Below are 18,630 nucleotides of genomic sequence, written 5' to 3'. Positions count from 1 at the left end.
GGTGGTGAAGGTACGCGCGCGGGTGGGGAGTTCGACCGCATGGGCACGACGACACGGTCACGACGGACACGACGGAACGCCTCGGCGATGAAGATGGTGGGCGCGCTGCTCGCCCTCCACCGGGAGGCCGCCGGATACACACAGAGGTCGCTGGGCGAACGGTTCGTCGTCGGCGAGCAGCAGATCGCGTCGATCGAACAGGGCCGACGCCCGCTGAAACCGGACCTCGCCGAGCAGCTCGACGAACTCCTCGACACGAGGGGGGCGTTGAGCGAGGCGCTGAAGCACATGCCGGAGGTGGATCTGGTACCGCTGTGGGCGGAGGAGTTCCTGGACCGGGAGCGCGAGGCCATCGTGATCTCCTCGTACGAGAACCAGGTGCTGCCTGGCCTGTTGCAGACGGACGCGTATGCGGAGGCCGTCTTCCGCAGCCGTGTTCCGGTCTATGACGAGGACGAGATCGCGCAGTTGGTCGCGGCTCGCATCGAGCGGCAGGCGATCCTCCAGGGCAAGGAGCCGCCGATCACGTCCTTCGTGATCTGGGAGCCGGTACTGCGGGCTCCCATCGGCGGGAAGCAGGTCTGGGTCGAGCAGTTGCGGCATCTGCGCACGTGCTCTGAACTCCCGGGCCTCATGCTTCAGGCGCTGCCGCTGGATCGCGCTACTCATGCCTCGCTGGACGGTGCGTTCGTCCTGCTGGAAACACCCGAACACCAGCGGCTCGCCTACACGGAGAATCATCGCGGCAGCCAACTGATCGCGGACCCGGATGAGGTGGCGATCCTCACGCAGAAGTGTGCGATGCTGCGGTCACAGGCCCTCACCCCCGAGGACACCAGGGACCTGCTGGACCGTCTGCTAGGAGAGCAATGAGCGGCACCGCACTTGAGTGGTTCAAGTCGAGCTACAGCGGCAGCGAGGGCGGCAACTGCGTTGAAGTCGCCTACGACTGGCGCAAGTCCAGCTACAGCAGTGGCGAGGGCGGCGCCTGCGTCGAGGTAGCCGTCGCCGTCCAACCCGCCACCATCCACATCCGCGACTCCAAGACCCCCACCACCCCCCACCTCACCGTCACCCCCGAAGCCTGGACCGCCTTCCTGCACCTGGCCCGGTGACGGCGGCGTCGGCCGTCCACAGGGCCAGCTCGCGGTCCCGCAGACCGTACGTCGTCAGCGGCGGACCGGCGTCGAAGATGCGCATGGGATGCGAGGCGTCCCAGCGCCGCCAGCCGGGCTCGCCGTCGGTGGCGAACCGCACCCAGGCCGTGTGCATCGCGTCGGCCAGCTCCTGCGGGGCACCCTCCCCGGCGAGCCTGCGGGCGTCCGGCACGTCGCCGGTGTCGAAGACGAAGCCCAGTTCCAGGGCGTGGCACGAGCCGAGGCCGGGCAGCAGCGACGGCCAGGCGAACTCGTACACGTACGAGGGCTCCGTACGGGCGTCGGCCAGGCGGTGCAGCGGGATGCGGAGCAGGTGGTCGGTGACGAGCTGGCCGACGGTCTCGGCGGTGCCGGCCTCGGGGTGCAGCTCGCGGTAGCCGCGCACCACCTCGTGCCCGCAGTGGCAGCGGGCCCTGGCGGCGGCCAGGGCGACGGGACCGAGCCGGTCGACGCGTTCCAGCAGTCCGCCCGGCACCAGCCACAGCCGGTACTCGTCGCGGGTCCAGCCCATGAGGAGTTCGACACCGGGGGCGGCGCCGCCCCCGGTGAGCGCCTCCAGCGGGTCACGGGGTACGACGTCGCCGTCGACGACGATCCCGAAGGCGGGCCCGCCCAGCACCGGGCTGCTCAGCCTGCCGGCCTCGGCCTGGGTGCGCAGCAGCAGGTCGCGGTCGACGCCGGCGAACGCCTCCGCGGTGGCGGGGACCTTCAGCCGGGTCGCCATGCGCCGCACCATCCGGCGGACCTTGTCCCGGTCGGACGACTCGGGCGCCCCGCTCTGCAGTACCGCCCGCCGGACCAGGCCCTGGGCCTGCGGGGCGGCGATCAGGGCGCCGGTGCTGATGGCCCCGGCCGACTGGCCGGCCAGCGTCACGCGGTCCGGGTCGCCGCCGAAGGCCGCGATGGAGTCGCGCACCCAGTGGAGGGCGGCGAGCTGGTCGCGCAGACCGGCGTTGGCGGGGGCGTCCGGGAAGAGGCCGTAGCCCTCGATCCCCAGCCGGTAGTTGACGGAGACGAAGACGACGCCGTCGCGGGCGAAGGTGCGTCCGTCGTACACGGGCACGGCGGAGGAGCCCCGGGTGAGGGCGCCGCCGTGCAGCCACACCAGTACCGGCAGCCGTGCGCCCGGTCCGGGCTCCGGGGTCCACACGTTCAGGTTGAGGCAGTCGTCGCCGGGCACGACGGGGTCGGACAGGTACTGCGCGAAGGCCTCGGAGTACGGCGGTTTCGGCGCGGTCGGGCCGAAGGCGCCCGCGTCGCGCACCCCGTCCCAGGGGGTGGGGGGAACAGGCGGGCGGAACCGCCGGGGGCCGAACGGCGGTGCCGCGTAGGGGATGCCCCGGAACACCGCGACGCCGTGCTCCCATCTGCCGCGCACCGCGCCGTACGGCGTGCCGACCGTCGGGGATTCCTGGCCTGCCGTCATACGCCCACCAGCCCTTCAGCGCGCTCGTGCACCGGTAACAAAAGAGCAACACGAAGGCCGGCGGTATTCCGCCGCACGGCAGGCGGAGTCGCCCGTTCGGGGGACGGCGGGGTTCGGCGGGGATTTCCGTGCTCTTCACGTCGGGTTGCGGCACGATCTAGAGTAGGAAGCGCTTTCTACGACGACTGTGGCGGGAAGGGCGGTGACCCGATGGTCCGTGCGGCGCGTGCGAGCCGGGCGACCGGGCCGACGCTCGCGGTGGTGGCCCGTGAGGCGGGGGTGTCGGTGCCGACCGCCTCCAAGGTGGTCAACGGCCGTGACGACGTGGCGCCCGCGACCCGCCGCCGGGTCACGGAGGTGCTGGACCGTCTGGGCTACGTCCGCAGGCCCCGCTTCGACCTGGCGCGGGCGCCCCGCCTGGTCGACCTGGTCGTGCACTCCCTGGAGAACTCCCGCTCGGGCGCGGTGCTGCACGGGGTGGAGGCGGCGGCGTACGACGCGGGCCTGGAGGTCGTGGTCTCGGCGTGCTCCGACCGGCCCCGGGACGTGCGGCCGCCTCGCGACTGGCTGGAGCGGATCGTCGTACGCGGCTCGTCCGGGGTGCTGTTCGACGTGGCCGAGCTGACGGGGGCCCAGCACGCCTGGCTGGACCGGCACCGCATTCCCTTCGTAATGGTCGACCCGCTGATGGCACCGCCGCCGGGCGTGGTGTCGGTGGGCGCCGCGAACTGGCAGGGCGGGGTGACCGCGACCGAGCACCTGCTGCACCTCGGGCACGAGCGGATCGCCGTCGTGGGCGGCCGGCGGAACGAGCCGGGCGGCGGCGCGCGGATCGCCGGCTACCGCTCGGCGCTCGCCTCGGCGGGCCTGCACCACCGCGCCGAGTACGTCCGCCACGCCGGCTTCGACCGGGCCGCGGCCCGCCGCCGCACACGGGAACTCCTGGACCTGCCCGTCCCGCCGACGGCCGTGTTCGCCTGCTCGGACACGATGGCGCTCGGCGTCTACGAGGCGCTGGCCGAGCGCGGGCTGAGCGTGCCGGACGACGTCAGCGTCGTCGGCTTCGACGACCTGCCCGAGGCCCACTGGGTCACGCCCGCCCTCACCACGGTCCGCCGGCCGCTGTCGGAGATGGCGGCCACCGCCCTGCGCGTGCTGCTGCGCATGATGGACGGCGACCACCCGGAGAGCACCCGCACGGAGCTGTCGACGCACCTGGTGGAGCGGGCGAGCACGGCCCCGCCGCGCAACGGCTAGCACGGCACCGGCCGCCCGGGGCGTACCGGCCGCCGGGCCCCCGGTTCGGCCGTCCTGGCGCACGGGCGTTCCGCGGGCGGGCCCGCGCCCCTAGGCTCGGCCGTGATGAACGCCCATCCCGCCCTGCTGGACCACCTGGTCCTCGCGACCCCCGACCTCGCGGCGACCGTCGCCGACTTCGCCCGGCGCACCGGCGTCACGCCCGCGCCCGGCGGTGCGCACCCCGGGCTCGGCACCCGCAACCACCTGGTGTCGCTGGGCGGCACGGCGTACCTGGAGATCATCGGCCCCGACCCGGAGCAGTCCGCGCCGGACCGCCCGCGCCCGCTGTGGGTCGACGAGCTGACCGCGCCGCGGATCGTGACCTGGGCGATCCGTCCGCCCGACCTGGAGGCGGCGGTGGCGGCGGCCCGGGCCCTCGGCCACGACCCCGGCCCGGTGCGCCCGATGAGCCGGCGCCGGCCCGACGGCACGCTGCTGCGGTGGCGCCTGACCGAGGGCGGCTCCGACCCCTCCGGCCTGGTGCCCTTCCTCATCGACTGGGGCGCCACCCCGCACCCGTCGGCGGACCTGCCGGTCACTCCCCTGCTGGCGCTCACCGCGAGCGCACCCGACCCGTCGGCCGTCCGGCCGGTGCTGGCCGCACTCGGTACCGCCCTGCCGCTGACCGCCGGGCCGGTGGGCTGGTCCTGCACGGTGGACTCGCCCCGGGGGCAGGTGTCGTTCGGCTGAGCAGGGCGGTCACCGGGTGTCCGATTCCTTCAAGACGTCCGCCGCGCGCCCTGCCTACGGTGGCCGCATGACCGCACGATTCGACGCCATCGGCCTGGTCGTCTCCGACATGGCCGCCTCCGTGACCTTCTACCGACGGCTCGGCTTCCCCTTCCCCGAGGGCGCCGAGGAACAGCCGCACGCCGAGGCCGGACTGCCGGGCGGGATCCGGCTGCTGCTCGACACCGAGGCCACCGTCCGTTCGTTCCACCCCGGGTGGCGGGCGCCGGCCGGGGGCGGCCGGTCCTCGCTCGCCCTGCTGTGCGACACGCCCGGCGAGGTGGACGCGCTGTACGAGGAGCTGACCGCTGCCGGATGCCATGGCGAGCTCAAGCCCTGGGACGCCTTCTGGGGGCAGCGCTACGCCGTGGTGCACGACCCGGACGGCAACGGCGTCGACCTGTTCGCGCCGCTACCCGCGCCGGCCCAGTAGCTCCCGGGGCGTCGCCCCGGCCAGGTCCCCGAACTCCCGGGTCAGGTGGGCCTGGTCCGCGAACCCGGCCCGGGCGGCCGTCTCCGCGAGGGGCAGGCCCGTCCGGGCCAGCGCGAGCGCGCGTTGCAGTCGCAGCACCCGGGCCAGCGTCTTGGGCCCGTACCCGAACGCGGCCAGCGAGCGTCGGTGCAACTGGCGGGCGTTCACACCGAGTTCGTCGGCGGTGGCGGCGACCGGGCGGCCCGCGCCGAGGGCGGCCACGATCCGGCCCAGCAGCGGGTCGGGGGGGCCGGCGTCCGCCGCCCGGGACAGGGCGACCTCCTCCAGGCCGCTCACCGGATCGGCCGCCGCGTTCACCCGCGCGGTGACGCGCCGGACCTCCCCGGCCGGCCAGAGGTCGGCCAGCTCCACGCGCCGGTCGCGCAGCTCCCGCGCGGGCACGCCGAGCAGGGCGGGCGCGGTTCCCGGCGGGAAGCGGATGCCCGCCCAGCGGGCGGTGGCGTCCTCGGTGACGTAGGCGCGGGTGTCGGGCCCCGCGACGAGCAGCCGCCCGTCCTTCCACAGCAGGTCCATGCACCCGTCGGGCAACACCCGCCCTGCGCCGGTCCCGGACGGGGTATTCGTCCACACCACCGCCCCGTCCAGCCGGGCTGCCCGCTCCGCGTACACGGCGCCAAGGCTACGCCTGGCCCGGCCGCGCCCGGTGCTCCTGGGGGCTGACCCCGTACACCCGCTTGAAGGCGGTGGACAGGGCGAACGCGCTGCCGTAGCCGACCTGGCGGGCTATGGCGCCGAGGGTGTCGTCGGTGTCGCGCAGCCGGTCGGCGGCGAGGGCGAGGCGCCAGGCGGTGAGGTACGCCATCGGGGGCTCGCCCACCAGCCGGGTGAAGCGCCGGGCGAGCGCGGCGCGGGAGACACCGGCTTTGGCCGCCAGTTCCGCGACCGTCCAGGGGTGCGCCGGGTCGTCCTGGATCAGTCTGAGCACCCTGCCTACGACGGGGTCGCCGAGCGCCCGGTACCAGGCGGGTGGCTCGGCCTGCGGGCGGGCGAACCAGGCCCGCAGCGCGGCGATCACCAGCAGGTCCAGCAGGCGGTCCAGGACGACCTCCTGCCCCGGCTCGTCCCGCGTGACCTCCGCCGTGATCAGCGGCGTCAGCGGGCAGTCCCACAGCTCGGAGGTGAGGGACAGCAGCGGCGGCAGCGCGTCCAGCAGCCGGCCGCCGATCTCGCCCCGCACCAGGTAGGTGCCGATCAGCAGCACCGTGGCGCCGTCGGCGCGGTCGCCCCAGGTTCGCACGCCCAGGTCCATGGAGCCGTTGAGCGGGCGCCCGTCGGGGTAGTGGCACTCTCCGCCCGGCAGGATCAGCGCCTGCGGCGGGGTGGCGGGGTCGTCGGCGCAGGTGTACGGGTCGGGGCCGCGGGCGATGGCGAGGTCGCCGGCCCGCAGCCGCACCCGCTCCCCGCTCTCCGGGACGATCCAGGCGTCGCCGCGGACCATCAGCATCACCGTCAGCGGCGCCCGGTCCTCGACGCGCACGGCCCACGGCGGATCGAAGCAGGCGCGGATCATGAACGCGCCACGGGCGCGGGGGCCCTCCAGGAGGCCGGCGAGTGCGTCCATGGGCGTCAGCGTAGACGCACGCGTATGGGGGCGAGCCGTTCGGCCATGGGCCCGTGGGCCGCCCAGCAGTTGACTGGAGCCATGACGGACACGACGACGCGGGACGCACGGAACATGCGGGACACGCGGGACATGACGGTGGTGGTGACGGGCGCCTCGGGGCGCACCGGGCGGCGCGTGGCGGACGCGGCACGGGCGGCCGGGATGCGGGTGCGGCCGGCATCCCGGGCGCACGGCTTCGACTGGTGGGACCGGTCGACCTGGGCGGACGTGCTGCGCGGCGCCGACGCGGCCTATCTGGCCCACCCCTCGGACGTCGGCGCCCCCGGCACGGCCGAGGCGGTCGGCGCGCTGGCGCGCGAGGCGGCGGGGCTCGGCGTGCGGCGGCTGGTGCTGCTGTCGGCGCGGGGCGAGGAGCAGGCGCGGCCCACCGAGGAGGCGCTGCGGGAGGCGGGCGCGGACTGGACGGTCGTACGGGCCGCGTGGTTCGCGCAGAACTTCAGCGAGGGGCCGCTGGTGGCGGAGCTGCGCGAGCGCGGGGAGCTGGTGTTCCCCGCGGGGGAGGTGCGGGAGCCGTTCGTGGACGCGCGGGACATCGCGGACGTGGTGGTGGCGGCGCTGGCCTCCGGCGACCGGTACGCCGGGCGGGTGCTGGAGGTCTCGGGGCCGCGGCTGCTGACCTTCGGGGAGGCGGTGACGGAGATCGCGAAGGAGACGGGCCGCGCGCTGACCTACCGGGCGGTGACCCCGCAGGAGTACGGCACGACCCTGACGGCCTTCGGCGTACCGGACGAGGAGGCCGCCTACCTGGTCGACCTGTTCGCGACCCTCCTCGACGGCCGCAACGCCCACCTGTCGGACGGCGTGCACCAGGTGCTGGGCCGCTCACCCCGCGACTTCGGCGACTACGTACGGGACACGGCGGCGACAGGCGTGTGGGACACCTGAGCACCGGCCGCGGCGGACCGCGGGGCCCGGCCGACGAGCCCACCGGCCCGGGACGGCCACGACTCCCGGCCACAGCCGCCCGTGGGCCGACCCCACCGGCCGCAGCCGCCCGCGCGCTCCTGGCCGGGAAGGACCAGCCGACTGTCGGTACGCACGGGACCGCCCCCCCCGGCCACCGTCACGGGGCGCCGGCCACGCACCGGCCCGGCGGGCCCGCCCGCCCGGGGACGGCCGGCCGTCGGTACGCACGGGGCCGACGGCCGTTCCCCCGGTGCCGCCGTCAGGAGGCGTTCGGTTTGTGGTTGTCCGGGGGGCTGTGCTTGGCGTGGGTGCGGAGGCGGGACGTGACGTCCTCCGGGGGGAGGAAGCGCGACCAGCGTTCCGGGAACTCGGACGGCATGTCGGGGTCCGACTCGCCGCTCGCGGCGGCGCGGGCCACGTACTCGGCGACCTGCGCGTGCCGCAGCCGCTCGTTGGCCTCGCGGGCCGCGGCGGTCGCGGCGGCCGGCCAGACCCGGTCGATCGCCGCGTTGACGGCGGCCCCGACGAGCACCGCGAACGCGGACACGCCGATCCACAGCAGCACGGCGACGGGCGCGGCCAGCGAGCCGTAGATGGTGGGGCCCTCGACGGTACTGGTGAGGTAGATGCGCAGCAGGAAACTGCCGAGCACCCACATCCCGAGGGCGACCAGCGCGCCCGGCACGTCCTCGATCCACGGCGACCGCACCGGCACGGAGACGTGGTACAGCGTGGTCAGGAACGCGATGGACAGCACGATGACGACCGGCCAGTACAGCACCTGTACGACGGTCGTCGACCACGGCACGATCCGCACCACCGCGTCCGGCCCGGCCACCATCAGCGGCAGCGCGACCGAGCCGATCAGCAGGGCCACGATGAACAGCAGGAAGGCGAGCAGGCGGGTCTTGACGATGCCCCGGACGCCGTCGAGGCCGTACATCACGGTGATCGTGTCGATGAAGACGTTCACGGCCCGGGAGCCCGACCACAGGGCGAACAGGAAGCCGATGGAGATGACGTCGGGCCGGCCGCCCTTCATCACGTCGTCCAGGATCGGCTCGGTGATCTGCTTCACGCCCCGCTCGGAGAGCACCGCGCGGGAGGCGTCCAGGATGTTCGCGCGCAGGCTCTCGGTGGTGTCGGCGCCGATCCACAGGTCGACGTAGCCGAGCAGTCCGAGGAGGCTCAGCAGCAGGGGCGGCACCGACAGCAGCGTGAAGAACGCGGCCTCGGCGGCCAGGCCGAGGATGCGGTACTCCATGCACGAGTTGACGGTGTCCTTCAGCAACAGCCAGGCGGTCCGGCGCTTGGAGACGTTCCGGTAGAGGACACGGGCCCGGTGGAGCCGGCCGGAGGGCCGTTCGGGGGATTCACTTGCTGGCTGCACGACCTAAAGGTATCCGCCGCACCCGGGGGCCCTCATCCGCGGAGGCCCCCTGACCACGGGCCGGACCCGGCCGGGCCCCCGGCGGTGCCCGGCGCGGTAGGTTCCCAGTCATGGCAGGCAGCACCCACACCGTGACGAACCAGGCCCCGCCGCTGGCCGGGTACGACGTCTTCACCGCCGACCGGGCCCTGTCGGCGGCCGTCGAGCGGCATCTGGCGCCGGAGCTGCGCGAGGAGGCGCTGGCGGAGCTGTCGGGCCTCGGCCGCTCCTGCGGATCGGCCCAGATGCAGGAGTGGGGCGCGCTGGCCAACGACAACCCGCCGCGGCTGCGCACCCACGACCGCTACGGCCACCGCGTCGACGAGGTCGACTTCCATCCGGCCTGGCACCGGCTGCTCGGCAAGGGCGTCGCGGCGGGCCTGACCGCCGCCTGGACCCGGCCGGGCGGGCACGTGCGGCGCGCGGCCGGGTTCCTCATGTGGACGCAGGTCGAGGCCGGCAACACCTGCCCCCTGTCCATGACCCACGCGGCGGTGCCCGCCCTGCGCACCGATCCCGGCCTCGCCGCCGAGTGGGAGCCGCGGCTGACCTCCGAGGTGTACGACCGCGACCTGCGGCCCGCCCACCTGAAGGCCGGCGTCCTGTTCGGGATGGGCATGACGGAGAAGCAGGGCGGCAGCGACGTCCGGGCGAACACCACCGCCGCCCGGCCGCTGGCCGAGGAGGGCACCTACGAGCTGACCGGGCACAAGTGGTTCTGCTCGGCGCCGATGTCGGACGGCTTCCTGGTCCTCGCCCGGGCGCCGGGAGGGCTGACCTGCTTCCTGGTGCCGCGCGTGCTGGCCGACGGCACCCGCAACGTGTTCCTGATCCAGCGGCTCAAGGACAAGCTGGGCAACCGGTCCAACGCCTCCGCCGAGGTCGAGTTCGCCGGGACCTGGGCGCGCCGGGTCGGCGAGGAGGGGCGCGGGGTGCGCACCATCATCGACATGGTGGCCGCGACCCGCCTGGACTGCGTGCTGGGCTCGGCGGGGCTGATGCGGCAGGCCGTGGCGCAGGCGGTCCACCACTGCTCGTACCGCGAGGCCTTCGGCGGGAAGCTGATCGACAAGCCGCTGATGCGCAACGTGCTCGCGGATCTCGCGATCGAGTCGGAGGCGGCCACCACGCTCGCGCTCAGGCTCGCGGCCGCGTACGACGACGGCGGCGAGCGGGAGCGGGCCCTGCTGAGGCTGGCGGTGCCCGCGGCCAAGTACTGGGTGACCAAGCGGTGCGCGCCGGTGGCGGTGGAGGCCGCCGAGTGCCTGGGCGGCAACGGGTACGTCGAGGAGTCCGGCCTGCCCCGCCTGGTGCGCGAGTCGCCGCTGAACTCGATCTGGGAGGGCGCCGGCAACGTGCAGGCGCTGGACGTGCTCAGGGCGCTCGGGCGGGAGCCGATGGCCATCGACGCCTATCTGGCGGAGGTGGGCCGGGCGCGGGGCGCCGACCACCGGCTGGACGCGGCGATCGGGAACCTGCTGACGGAGCTCGCCGACCTGGAGGGCGCCGAGGGGCGGGCCCGGCGGCTGGCGGAGCGGCTGGCGCTGGTGCTCCAGGGGGCGCTGCTGGTCCGGTACGCGCCGCCGGAGGTCGCCGACGCGTTCTGCGCCTCGCGGCTCGGTGCCGACGGGGGCGCGGCGTTCGGCACGCTGCCGTCCACCCTGGACCTGGCGTCGGTGGTGGAACGGGCCCGGCCGGCGGCCGGCGCGTAGCCGGGTCCCGGGACACGGGACGGGGGTGGTGCTGCGCCGACACGGCACCACCCCCGCGACACTGGCCCGTTCCGGACGGGGTGCGCCGCCCGGGACGGCGCCGCTCAAGTCTCGACCCGCCGCGCCCCGGTCCACCAGGGTTGCAGGGGGTTGCAACTTGCCGCCGGCTGTGTGCGGACCGTGCCCCGGGCCCGGACTGTGCCCCCGGGTCCGGGGCAAGCGGTCACCATGGGACGAACCTGCCTCCGGGAGGACGAGGAACAGTGGCGCTCTCGCCGATGGACGTGACGCGGCTCGCCGCCGTCGACACGGCTCGTGCGGCTCGGATGCTCAGCGAGGTCCGCTCCGCCAGGCTCTCGGGCCGCCCCGCTCCGGTGGCGGCCCGCCCGGTGATCGAGCAGTCCTGGGACCGGATGCTGCGCAGCGGCGTCGACCCGGACCACGACTTCCGGTCCGGGCTGCTGTCCCGGGAGGAGGTGCAGCGGCGGCGGGAGACGTCGGCGCTGCGGCATGTGCTGCCTGTGCTGCGGGAGGGGCTGCTGTCGGTCGCCGACGTGACCCACCAGATCATGGTGGTGGCCGACGACGAGGGCCGGGTGCTGTGGCGGGAGGGCAGTCCGCGGGTGCTGCGGAAGGCCGACGGGCTCGGGTTCGAGCTGGGGGCGGACTGGCGGGAGGACGTCGTCGGCACCAACGGCGTGGGCACCCCGGCGGTCGCCCGGCGTCCCGTGCAGGTCTTCGCGGCCGAGCACTTCGTGCGTTCGCACGCCACCTGGACCTGTGCCGGGGCGCCGATCACCGACCCGCGCGACGGCCGGCTGCTGGGCGTGGTCGACGTGAGCGGGCCGCTGGAGACGATGCACCCGGCCACGCTCGCCTGGGTCGACTCGGTGGCCAAGCTCGCCGAGGCCCGGCTGCGCGAGCGGCACCAGCGGTCGCTGGAGCGGCTGCGGGCGGTGGCCGCGCCGGTGCTGGCCCGCCTCGGCGGACGTGCCCTCGTGGTGGACCGGGACGGCTGGACGGCGGCGGTGACGGGGATGCCGTACACGGAGCGGGTGGCGCTGCCCAAGTCACCGGCCGGGGGCCCGAACTGGCTGCCGGCCATCGGGCCGTGCACCGTGGAGCCGCTGGACGAGGGCTGGCTGCTGCGGGCGGCGCAGGAGCCGGTGCCGGGCGGTGCCGCCCGGATCCTGCTGGACCTGCGGCAGCCGCGCCGCTGGTCGGTGCAGGTCCAGGGCAGCGCCGGGCCCTGGACCCGGGAACTGAGCCCGCGGCACGCCGAGTTGCTGTACCTCCTGGCCGTGCACCGCGGCGGGCGCAGCGCCGCGGGTCTGGCCGAGGACATGTTCGGCGACCCGGCCCGCACGGTCACGGTGCGCGCCGAGATGTCGCGGGTGCGGCGGTACCTCGGGGCGTACCTGGAACACCGGCCGTATCGTTTCTGCGAGGACGCGGAGGTGGAGGTCCTGCTCCCGGAGGACCCCCGCGACCTGCTGCCGCACTCCACGGCCCCGGCGGTGGCGAAGAGGCGTACGGCTTCCGTACCGGCGCCCTGAGCACCCGTTCGGCCCCTCCCGTGCGGGCGGTCGAGGTGGTTTGTCCGGCTTCTTTGTGCCGTACGCATCCGCCGGCCCGCCCGCCTGCCGTAGCATCCTCCACGGGCCGCCCCATGTGTTCCTCGGTCAACGCGTGGACCATCGGGCGCAGTTGGCACGCCGCCCGTGGAGGTTCTATGAAACATCGCGGCAGACACCGCCGGCGCAGGCGGGGCCGTGCCCTGCGGGCCGCCCTGACCGGCGCCGCCCTCGCGCTGACGGCGGCGGCCACGATGATCAGCGCCTCGCAGGCCGACACCGTCGCCGGCGACCCCGGCGCCCTGAAGCCGCTGACCGCCCCGGCCGAGACGGACGAACTGCGCCTGACCGAGCAACGGGTGCCGCAGCGCTGGCTCGACCGCCTCGCCGCCGCGATGGGCGGCCCGGTCGGCGTCGGCACCGTGCTCGACACCGCCGACCGCACCCTGCGCGACGCCGCCGACTGCCCGGCCGGGGAGCGCGAGGCGCTGCCCGTCGCGCCGGCGGCCGGCCGGGCCTACTGCTGGGACGCCGGCGACACCCGGGGCTGGCGTCCGGGGGCCGTCACCACCTCCGGGGACGCCGACGACACCGGCCGGCGTGTGATCCTCTCGGCCTGGTCCCGCGACGACGGCACGGCCGGGGGCGGTCTGGCCCGGGTCTCCTTCGTCGACGCGGACGACCCCGCGCGCCCGGACTACACCTCGGCGCTGCTCGCGGTCCCGGTCGACGGCGGGCACGACTACCGGGGGCTCGCCTCCCCCGTGACCGGCATGGTCTGGTACCGCGACAAGCTGCTGGTCACCACCGGCCCCGGGGACCGCAACGCGCTCTACGTCTACGACATGGACCGCATCCAGCGCACCACCACCGACGCCGCCGCCGTCGGACGGGTGCCCGGAGGCTGGGCGGCGCACGGCCACCGGTACGTGCTGCCGGCCGTCGCCTCCTACCGGCTCCCCGACACCCCCGGCGCCGCACGCCCCGGCGCGATCTCCCTGGACCGCGGCACGCAACCCGCCGGCCTGGTCGCCGCCGAGCGGGTGCCCGCCGACTCCGGCCGGCCCACCCGGCTGTGGCGCTACGCGTTCAGCGCGGACCCGGCCCGCGCCGGGCTGCCGGCCGCCGACTCCGCCGGGCACGTGGACGCGCGGGAGGCGTACGAGACCGAGGCGTCCGAGGTGGGCGGCGTGCTGGCGCACCGCCCGGCCGGCGCGGCGCGCCCCGACTGGTACCTGGCACGCGCGGCCGGACGCAACGACGGGCGCGGCACGCTGTGGCGGCAGAACGCCGAGGGCGCGCGGGCCACGGAGTGCGGGGCCGACCGGTCGCACCGGTGCTGGAGTTCACCGGCGGGGTCGCTGGCGTACTGGGCCGGGACGGGCGAGGTGTGGTCCCAGACGGGCCGGGTGCTCTTCGCCGTCCCGCTGGCGGCCGTCGACGAAGCCCTGGCCTGACGCCTCGCCCGACCGCCCCTTCCGACCACTCGTAGGACCACCCGTCCGATCACTCGTCCGACCACTGTTCCGACCGGGATCGACAGAACGCGGGACCGGATGATTCCCTGGCCGGCATGACCAACATCGCCGTGACCACCTGGTCCCTGGAGCAGACCGCGCCGACCGATCTGCTGCCGGCCGCCAAGCCCGAGGGAGACGTCAGGATCGTCCGCTCCGAGGTGCCCTCGCCGGAGTTCAGCCGGTTCCTGTACGCCTCGGTCGGCGGTGACATCCGGTGGACCGACCGGCTGGGCTGGACGTACGCGCAGTGGCAGGAGCACCTGGGCCGGCCCGGCGTGGAGACCTGGGTCGCCTACGACCACGGCACGCCCGCCGGGTACGTGGAGCTGACGCCCGGCGACGACGGGGTCGTGGAGATCGAGTACTTCGGGCTGATCCCGGCCTTCCGGGGCCGGCGCATCGGCGGGCACCTGCTGTCGTACGGCACCGCCCGCGCCTGGGACCTGGCGGACCGCTGGCCGGGGCTGGCCACGACCAAGCGGGTGTGGCTGCACACGTGCAGCAAGGACGGCGAGCACGCGATGGCCAACTACCAGCGCCGGGGCTTCCGGCTGTTCGACACCAAGGTCGAGGAGGAACCGGAAGTCGCCACTCCGGGGCCCTGGCCGGGAGCGTTCCCCGCCTGACCTGCGCCGACACGGGGCCGTCCGGCCCGTGTGACCGACAACACCCTCGTCTCGCTGCACGAGACGAGGGTGTCCGCATTCTGGAAGAAGCTGGACTGTGTCCAGATCGCCGTGCCAGGCTTCCGTCATGCCTGGAACTGGAATTGCCTTGGTGAGTCGGCGGCACGTCGACCTCGGCCGCATGTCCAGCGCCATCTGTCCGGTGCGCTGAGAACACTCCAGCACCACCGCATTCCCCGCATTTCGCCTCCCTCCTGCGCAATGACGCGCACGTATGCCCATGCGCCCCTACGCGCAGGTCAGAGCCGCTTTCCGCCTGTCCCGAAGGACGTGTCAACCATGGCCGCCACCCCGCCGAAGCCTGCTGCCACGACTCCCCGCCGCAAGGTGAGCCGTCACCGTGGCGAGGGTCAGTGGGCCGTGGGTCATCACACCCCGCTCAACGGCAACGAACAGTTCAAGAAGGACGACGACGGTCTCAATGTGCGGACACGCATTGAGACGATCTACTCCAAGCGGGGATTCGACTCCATCGACCCCAACGATCTGCGCGGCCGGATGCGCTGGTGGGGCCTGTACACCCAGCGCAAGCAGGGCATCGACGGCGGAAAGACCGCGGTCCTGGAGCCGGAGGAGCTCGACGACCGCTACTTCATGCTCCGCGTCCGCATCGACGGCGGCGCGCTGACCACCGCGCAGCTGCGCGTCATCGGCGAGATCTCGCAGGAGTTCGCCCGCGGCACGGCCGACATCACCGACCGGCAGAACGTCCAGTACCACTGGATCCGGATCGAGGACGTGCCCGAGATCTGGAACCGGCTGGAGGCCGTCGGCCTGTCCACCGTCACCGCCTGCGGCGACACGCCCCGCGTGATGATCGGCTCCCCCGTCGCGGGCATCGCCGAGGACGAGATCATCGACGGCACGCCCGCCCTGGAGGAGATGAAGCGCCGCGTCCTGAACAACAAGGCGTACTCCAACCTCCCCCGGAAGTTCAAGACCGCGATCTCCGGGTCCCCCGTCCTCGACGTGGTGCACGAGATCAACGACGTGGCGTTCGTCGGCGTCCGGCACCCCGAGCACGGGCCGGGCTTCGACCTGTGGGTCGGCGGCGGCCTGTCCACCAACCCCAAGCTGGGCGTGCGCCTCGGCGCCTGGGTGCCGCTGGAGGACGTGCCGGACGTCTACGAGGGCGTCCTGTCGATCTTCCGTGACTACGGCTACCGGCGGCTGCGCAACCGCGCCCGCCTGAAGTTCCTCGTCGCCGACTGGGGCGCCGAGAAGTTCCGCCAGGTGCTGGAGGACGAGTACCTGAAGCGCAAGCTGACCGACGGCCCCGCGCCCGCCGAGCCGGTGGCCCGCTGGCGCGACCACGTCGGCGTGCACCGGCAGAAGGACGGCCGCTACTACGTCGGCTTCGCCCCGCGCGTCGGCCGCGTCGACGGCACCACCCTGACGAAGATCGCCGACCTGGCGGAGGCCCACGGCTCGGGCCGCGTCCGCACCACGGTCGAGCAGAAGATGATCATCCTCGACGTCGAGGAGGGGCAGGTCGACTCCCTGGTGGAGTCCCTGGAGGCGCTGGACCTCACCGCCAAGCCCTCCCCGTTCCGGCGCGGCACCATGGCCTGCACCGGCATCGAGTTCTGCAAGCTGGCCATCGTCGAGACCAAGGCGCGCGGCGCCTCGCTGATCGACGAACTGGAGCGCCGCATGCCGGACTTCGACGAGCCGGTCACCATCAACCTCAACGGCTGCCCGAACGCCTGCGCCCGCATCCAGGTGGCGGACATCGGCCTCAAGGGCCAGCTCGTCCTGAACGACGCCGGCGAGCAGGTCGAGGGCTACCAGGTGCACCTGGGCGGCGCGCTCGGTCTGCAGCCCGCCTTCGGCCGCAAGGTGCGCGGTCTGAAGGTGACGGCCGACGAGCTGCCGGACTACATCGAGCGCGTCCTGAAGCGCTTCCAGGCCGAGCGCGAGGAGGGCGAGCGGTTCGCCGCCTGGGCGGCACGGGCCTCCGAGGAGGCCCTGTCGTGAGCGAGCGCGCGGCCCCCTTCTACTGCCCCTACTGCGGTGACGAGGACCTGCGTCCGAACGACCAGGGCCACGGCGCCTGGGAATGCGCGGCGTGCAACCGCGCCTTCCAGCTGAAGTTCCTCGGGCTGCTCGCCCGCGGCCTTCAGCCCGACTCCACCGGAGGCGAACGGATATGACGGCGATTCAGGAAGAGCGCACGACCGGGGATCTCAAGGCGCTCGCCGAGCGGGCGGGCCGCGAGCTGGAGGACGCCTCCGCGCTGGAGATCCTCCAGTGGGCCGCGAAGACGTTCGGCGACCGCTTCTGCGTGACCTCCTCCATGGAGGACGCCGTGGTCGCCCACCTCGCCTCCCGCGCCCTGCCCGGCGTGGAGGTGGTGTTCCTCGACACCGGCTACCACTTCCCGGAGACCATCGGCACCCGCGACGCGGTCGAGGCCGTGATGGACGTGAACGTCATCACGCTCACCCCGCGGCAGACCGTCGCCGAACAGGACGCCGAGTACGGCCCGAAGCTGCACGACCGCGACCCCGACCTGTGCTGCGCGCTGCGCAAGGTCAAGCCGCTGGAGGAGGGCCTGAAGGGCTACCTGGCCTGGGCGACCGGCCTGCGCCGCGACGAGTCCCCGACCCGGGCGAACACCCCGGTCGTCGGCTGGGACGAGAAGCGGCAGAAGGTGAAGATCTCCCCCATCGCGCGGTGGTCACAGGAAGATGTGCAAACGTACGTCACCGAGCACGGCGTCCTCACCAACCCGCTGCTGATGGACGGCTATGCCTCCGTGGGCTGCGCGCCCTGCACCCGCCGTGTGCTGGAGGGCGAGGACGCGCGCGCCGGCCGCTGGGCGGGCCTCTCGAAGACCGAGTGCGGACTGCACGGCTGACCATGACGACGACCACCGAGATTCAGGAGAACCACGTGACGACCGGAGCCACCGTCTGGCTCACGGGTCTGCCGAGCGCCGGCAAGACCACCATCGCGTACGAGCTGGCCGGCCGGCTGCGCGAGGAGGGCCACCGCGTCGAGGTCCTCGACGGCGACGAGATCCGCGAGTTCATCTCCGCGGGCCTCGGCTTCAGCCGCGAGGACCGGCACACCAACGTGCAGCGCATCGGCTTCGTCGCCGAACTGCTCGCCCGCAACGGCGTCACGGCGCTGGTCCCGGTGATCGCCCCGTACGCCGACAGCCGGGACGCGGTCCGCAAGCGCCACGAGGCGAACGGCACGGCGTACGTCGAGGTGCACGTGGCCACCCCGGTCGAGGTGTGCTCCGTACGCGATGTGAAGGGCCTGTACGCCAAGCAGGCCGCGGGTGAGCTGACGGGTCTCACCGGGGTCGACGACCCGTACGAGGAGCCCGTCGCGCCCGACCTGCGCATCGAGTCGCAGGACCAGACCGTCCAGGAGTCCGCCGCGGCGGTGTACGCCCTGCTCAGCGAAAGGGGACTGGCATGACGACGACCGTCGCCACGGTGGAGGGGGGTACGGACTCCCCGTACGCCCTCTCGCACCTGGACGCCCTGGAGTCCGAGGCGGTGCACATCTTCCGCGAGGTGGCGGGTGAGTTCGAGCGGCCGGTGATCCTGTTCTCCGGCGGCAAGGACTCCATCGTCATGCTGCACCTGGCGCTGAAGGCGTTCGCCCCCGCGCCGCTGCCGTTCGCCCTGCTGCACGTCGACACCGGGCACAACTTCCCCGAGGTCCTCGACCACCGCGACCGCGTCGTCGCCGCCCACACACTCACGCTCCACGTGGCCCGCGTGCAGGACTACATCGACCGGGGGGTGCTGCGGGAACGCCCGGACGGCACCCGCAACCCGCTGCAGACGCTGCCCCTGACGGAGAAGATCCGCAGCGAGAGGTTCGACGCCGTGTTCGGCGGCGGCCGCCGCGACGAGGAGAAGGCCCGCGCCAAGGAACGGGTGTTCTCGCTGCGCGACGAGTTCTCCCAGTGGGACCCGCGCCGCCAGCGCCCCGAACTGTGGAACCTGTACAACGGCCGGCACGCCCACGGCGAGCACGTCCGCGTCTTCCCGCTGTCCAACTGGACCGAGCTGGACGTGTGGCAGTACATCGCCCGCGAGAACATCGAGCTGCC

General features: G+C 74.0%; 20 protein-coding genes. 16 read left to right on the top strand and 4 right to left on the bottom strand.

The window, feature by feature from the left end:
• The first annotated feature begins 39 nt into the window (after positions 1 to 39).
• Together H0H10_RS37290 and H0H10_RS37285 are read left to right on the top strand one after the other, a co-directional pair.
• The gene (locus tag H0H10_RS37290) at positions 40 to 873 is read left to right on the top strand and encodes a helix-turn-helix domain-containing protein (protein WP_188185654.1); all 834 of its coding nucleotides are present in this window, start codon (positions 40 to 42) and stop codon (positions 871 to 873) included.
• A complete protein-coding gene (locus H0H10_RS37285; protein ID WP_188185653.1) occupies positions 870 to 1,115 on the top strand; it encodes a DUF397 domain-containing protein in 246 nt (81 codons plus the stop codon). The genes H0H10_RS37290 and H0H10_RS37285 overlap by 4 nt, the downstream gene beginning before the upstream one ends.
• Here H0H10_RS37285 and H0H10_RS37280 read toward each other — a convergent pair.
• Positions 1,072 to 2,583: a carboxylesterase/lipase family protein gene (locus tag H0H10_RS37280; protein WP_188185652.1), complete on the bottom strand. Its 1,512-nt coding sequence runs from the start codon at positions 2,581 to 2,583 to the stop codon at positions 1,072 to 1,074. The two genes, H0H10_RS37285 and H0H10_RS37280, sit on opposite strands and share 44 nt — an antisense overlap.
• A 210-nt stretch (positions 2,584 to 2,793) precedes the next feature.
• On the opposite strand from H0H10_RS37280, the gene H0H10_RS37275 reads away from it, so the two are divergent.
• The 3 genes from H0H10_RS37275 (at position 2,794) to H0H10_RS37265 (ending at position 5,044) form a co-directional block, all read left to right on the top strand.
• The gene (locus H0H10_RS37275) at positions 2,794 to 3,840 is read left to right on the top strand and encodes a LacI family DNA-binding transcriptional regulator (protein WP_188185651.1); all 1,047 of its coding nucleotides are present in this window, start codon (positions 2,794 to 2,796) and stop codon (positions 3,838 to 3,840) included.
• A 105-nt stretch (positions 3,841 to 3,945) separates the two neighbouring features.
• Positions 3,946 to 4,572, top strand: coding sequence for a VOC family protein (locus tag H0H10_RS37270; protein WP_188185650.1), 627 nt, complete (start codon positions 3,946 to 3,948; stop codon positions 4,570 to 4,572).
• Between the two features lie 67 nt (positions 4,573 to 4,639).
• Positions 4,640 to 5,044: a VOC family protein gene (locus H0H10_RS37265; RefSeq protein ID WP_188185649.1), complete on the top strand. Its 405-nt coding sequence runs from the start codon at positions 4,640 to 4,642 to the stop codon at positions 5,042 to 5,044.
• Here the strand turns inward: H0H10_RS37265 and H0H10_RS37260 are convergent.
• Both H0H10_RS37260 and H0H10_RS37255 read right to left on the bottom strand, forming a co-directional pair.
• Positions 5,024 to 5,713, bottom strand: coding sequence for a helix-turn-helix transcriptional regulator (locus tag H0H10_RS37260; protein WP_188185648.1), 690 nt, complete (start codon positions 5,711 to 5,713; stop codon positions 5,024 to 5,026). The two genes, H0H10_RS37265 and H0H10_RS37260, sit on opposite strands and share 21 nt — an antisense overlap.
• Positions 5,714 to 5,723: 10 nt before the next feature.
• Positions 5,724 to 6,665 carry an AraC family transcriptional regulator gene (locus H0H10_RS37255; protein ID WP_188185647.1) on the bottom strand — a complete coding sequence of 314 codons (942 nt, stop codon included), beginning with the start codon at positions 6,663 to 6,665 and terminating at the stop codon, positions 5,724 to 5,726.
• 81 nt (positions 6,666 to 6,746) lie between these two features.
• Between H0H10_RS37255 and H0H10_RS37250 the strand changes: the two genes are divergently transcribed.
• Positions 6,747 to 7,613, top strand: a complete 867-nt coding sequence (locus H0H10_RS37250) for an NmrA family NAD(P)-binding protein (RefSeq protein ID WP_223181023.1) — start codon at positions 6,747 to 6,749, stop codon at positions 7,611 to 7,613.
• A 280-nt stretch (positions 7,614 to 7,893) separates the two neighbouring features.
• On the opposite strand, the gene H0H10_RS37245 is transcribed toward H0H10_RS37250, so the two are convergent.
• On the bottom strand, positions 7,894 to 9,024 hold the full coding sequence (locus H0H10_RS37245) for a YihY/virulence factor BrkB family protein (protein ID WP_188185646.1): 1,131 nt from the start codon (positions 9,022 to 9,024) through the stop codon (positions 7,894 to 7,896).
• Positions 9,025 to 9,134: 110 nt separating this feature from the next.
• On the opposite strand from H0H10_RS37245, the gene H0H10_RS37240 reads away from it, so the two are divergent.
• The 10 genes from H0H10_RS37240 to cysD all read left to right on the top strand — a co-directional run.
• Complete coding sequence (locus tag H0H10_RS37240) at positions 9,135 to 10,775, top strand: acyl-CoA dehydrogenase family protein (protein ID WP_188185645.1); 1,641 nt, start codon at positions 9,135 to 9,137, stop codon at positions 10,773 to 10,775.
• Between the two features lie 263 nt (positions 10,776 to 11,038).
• Positions 11,039 to 12,331, top strand: a complete 1,293-nt coding sequence (locus H0H10_RS37235; RefSeq protein ID WP_309141992.1) for a GAF domain-containing protein — start codon at positions 11,039 to 11,041, stop codon at positions 12,329 to 12,331.
• 176 nt (positions 12,332 to 12,507) lie between these two features.
• Complete coding sequence (locus tag H0H10_RS37230; protein ID WP_188185644.1) at positions 12,508 to 13,806, top strand: hypothetical protein; 1,299 nt, start codon at positions 12,508 to 12,510, stop codon at positions 13,804 to 13,806.
• Between the two features lie 116 nt (positions 13,807 to 13,922).
• Positions 13,923 to 14,495 carry a GNAT family N-acetyltransferase gene (locus tag H0H10_RS37225; RefSeq protein WP_188185643.1) on the top strand — a complete coding sequence of 191 codons (573 nt, stop codon included), beginning with the start codon at positions 13,923 to 13,925 and terminating at the stop codon, positions 14,493 to 14,495.
• A gap of 127 nt (positions 14,496 to 14,622) precedes the next feature.
• Positions 14,623 to 14,706, top strand: a complete 84-nt coding sequence (locus H0H10_RS41375; RefSeq protein WP_351391960.1) for a putative leader peptide — start codon at positions 14,623 to 14,625, stop codon at positions 14,704 to 14,706.
• Positions 14,707 to 14,834: 128 nt separating this feature from the next.
• A complete protein-coding gene (locus H0H10_RS37220; protein ID WP_188185642.1) occupies positions 14,835 to 16,532 on the top strand; it encodes a nitrite/sulfite reductase in 1,698 nt (565 codons plus the stop codon).
• On the top strand, positions 16,529 to 16,708 hold the full coding sequence (locus H0H10_RS37215) for a hypothetical protein (protein WP_188185641.1): 180 nt from the start codon (positions 16,529 to 16,531) through the stop codon (positions 16,706 to 16,708). Before H0H10_RS37220 ends, H0H10_RS37215 begins: the two co-directional genes overlap by 4 nt.
• A complete protein-coding gene (locus tag H0H10_RS37210; RefSeq protein WP_188185640.1) occupies positions 16,705 to 17,415 on the top strand; it encodes a phosphoadenylyl-sulfate reductase in 711 nt (236 codons plus the stop codon). The genes H0H10_RS37215 and H0H10_RS37210 overlap by 4 nt, the downstream gene beginning before the upstream one ends.
• 35 nt (positions 17,416 to 17,450) lie before the next feature.
• Positions 17,451 to 17,987 carry an adenylyl-sulfate kinase gene (gene cysC / locus H0H10_RS37205; protein ID WP_373566965.1) on the top strand — a complete coding sequence of 179 codons (537 nt, stop codon included), beginning with the start codon at positions 17,451 to 17,453 and terminating at the stop codon, positions 17,985 to 17,987.
• Positions 17,984 to 18,630, top strand: a 647-nt coding sequence (cysD, locus tag H0H10_RS37200; protein WP_188185638.1) for a sulfate adenylyltransferase subunit CysD, incomplete at its 3' end; no start/stop codon positions are given. The genes cysC and cysD, both read left to right, overlap by 4 nt.

This window comes from Streptomyces griseicoloratus, assembly GCF_014534645.1.
Taxonomy (GTDB): Bacteria; Actinomycetota; Actinomycetes; order Streptomycetales; family Streptomycetaceae; genus Streptomyces; species Streptomyces griseicoloratus.
Note: the sequence above shows the minus strand (reverse complement) of the source record. Positions and strands in the feature narration are given on the sequence as shown.

What these genes read in the sequence shown, in the direction of transcription:
- H0H10_RS37220 (WP_188185642.1), top strand. Translation starts at nt 14,835, where the DNA reads ATGGCCGCCACCCCGCCGAAGCCTGCTGCCACGACTCCCCGCCGCAAG.
- H0H10_RS37230 (WP_188185644.1), top strand. Translation starts at nt 12,508, where the DNA reads ATGAAACATCGCGGCAGACACCGCCGGCGCAGGCGGGGCCGTGCCCTG.
- H0H10_RS37270 (WP_188185650.1), top strand. Translation starts at nt 3,946, where the DNA reads ATGAACGCCCATCCCGCCCTGCTGGACCACCTGGTCCTCGCGACCCCC.
- H0H10_RS41375 (WP_351391960.1), top strand. Translation starts at nt 14,623, where the DNA reads ATGCCTGGAACTGGAATTGCCTTGGTGAGTCGGCGGCACGTCGACCTC.
- H0H10_RS37265 (WP_188185649.1), top strand. Translation starts at nt 4,640, where the DNA reads ATGACCGCACGATTCGACGCCATCGGCCTGGTCGTCTCCGACATGGCC.
- H0H10_RS37275 (WP_188185651.1), top strand. Translation starts at nt 2,794, where the DNA reads ATGGTCCGTGCGGCGCGTGCGAGCCGGGCGACCGGGCCGACGCTCGCG.
- H0H10_RS37250 (WP_223181023.1), top strand. Translation starts at nt 6,747, where the DNA reads ATGACGGACACGACGACGCGGGACGCACGGAACATGCGGGACACGCGG.
- H0H10_RS37285 (WP_188185653.1), top strand. Translation starts at nt 870, where the DNA reads ATGAGCGGCACCGCACTTGAGTGGTTCAAGTCGAGCTACAGCGGCAGC.
- H0H10_RS37225 (WP_188185643.1), top strand. Translation starts at nt 13,923, where the DNA reads ATGACCAACATCGCCGTGACCACCTGGTCCCTGGAGCAGACCGCGCCG.
- H0H10_RS37255 (WP_188185647.1), bottom strand. Translation starts at nt 6,665, where the DNA reads ATGGACGCACTCGCCGGCCTCCTGGAGGGCCCCCGCGCCCGTGGCGCG.
- H0H10_RS37280 (WP_188185652.1), bottom strand. Translation starts at nt 2,583, where the DNA reads ATGACGGCAGGCCAGGAATCCCCGACGGTCGGCACGCCGTACGGCGCG.
- H0H10_RS37290 (WP_188185654.1), top strand. Translation starts at nt 40, where the DNA reads ATGGGCACGACGACACGGTCACGACGGACACGACGGAACGCCTCGGCG.
- H0H10_RS37240 (WP_188185645.1), top strand. Translation starts at nt 9,135, where the DNA reads ATGGCAGGCAGCACCCACACCGTGACGAACCAGGCCCCGCCGCTGGCC.
- H0H10_RS37210 (WP_188185640.1), top strand. Translation starts at nt 16,705, where the DNA reads ATGACGGCGATTCAGGAAGAGCGCACGACCGGGGATCTCAAGGCGCTC.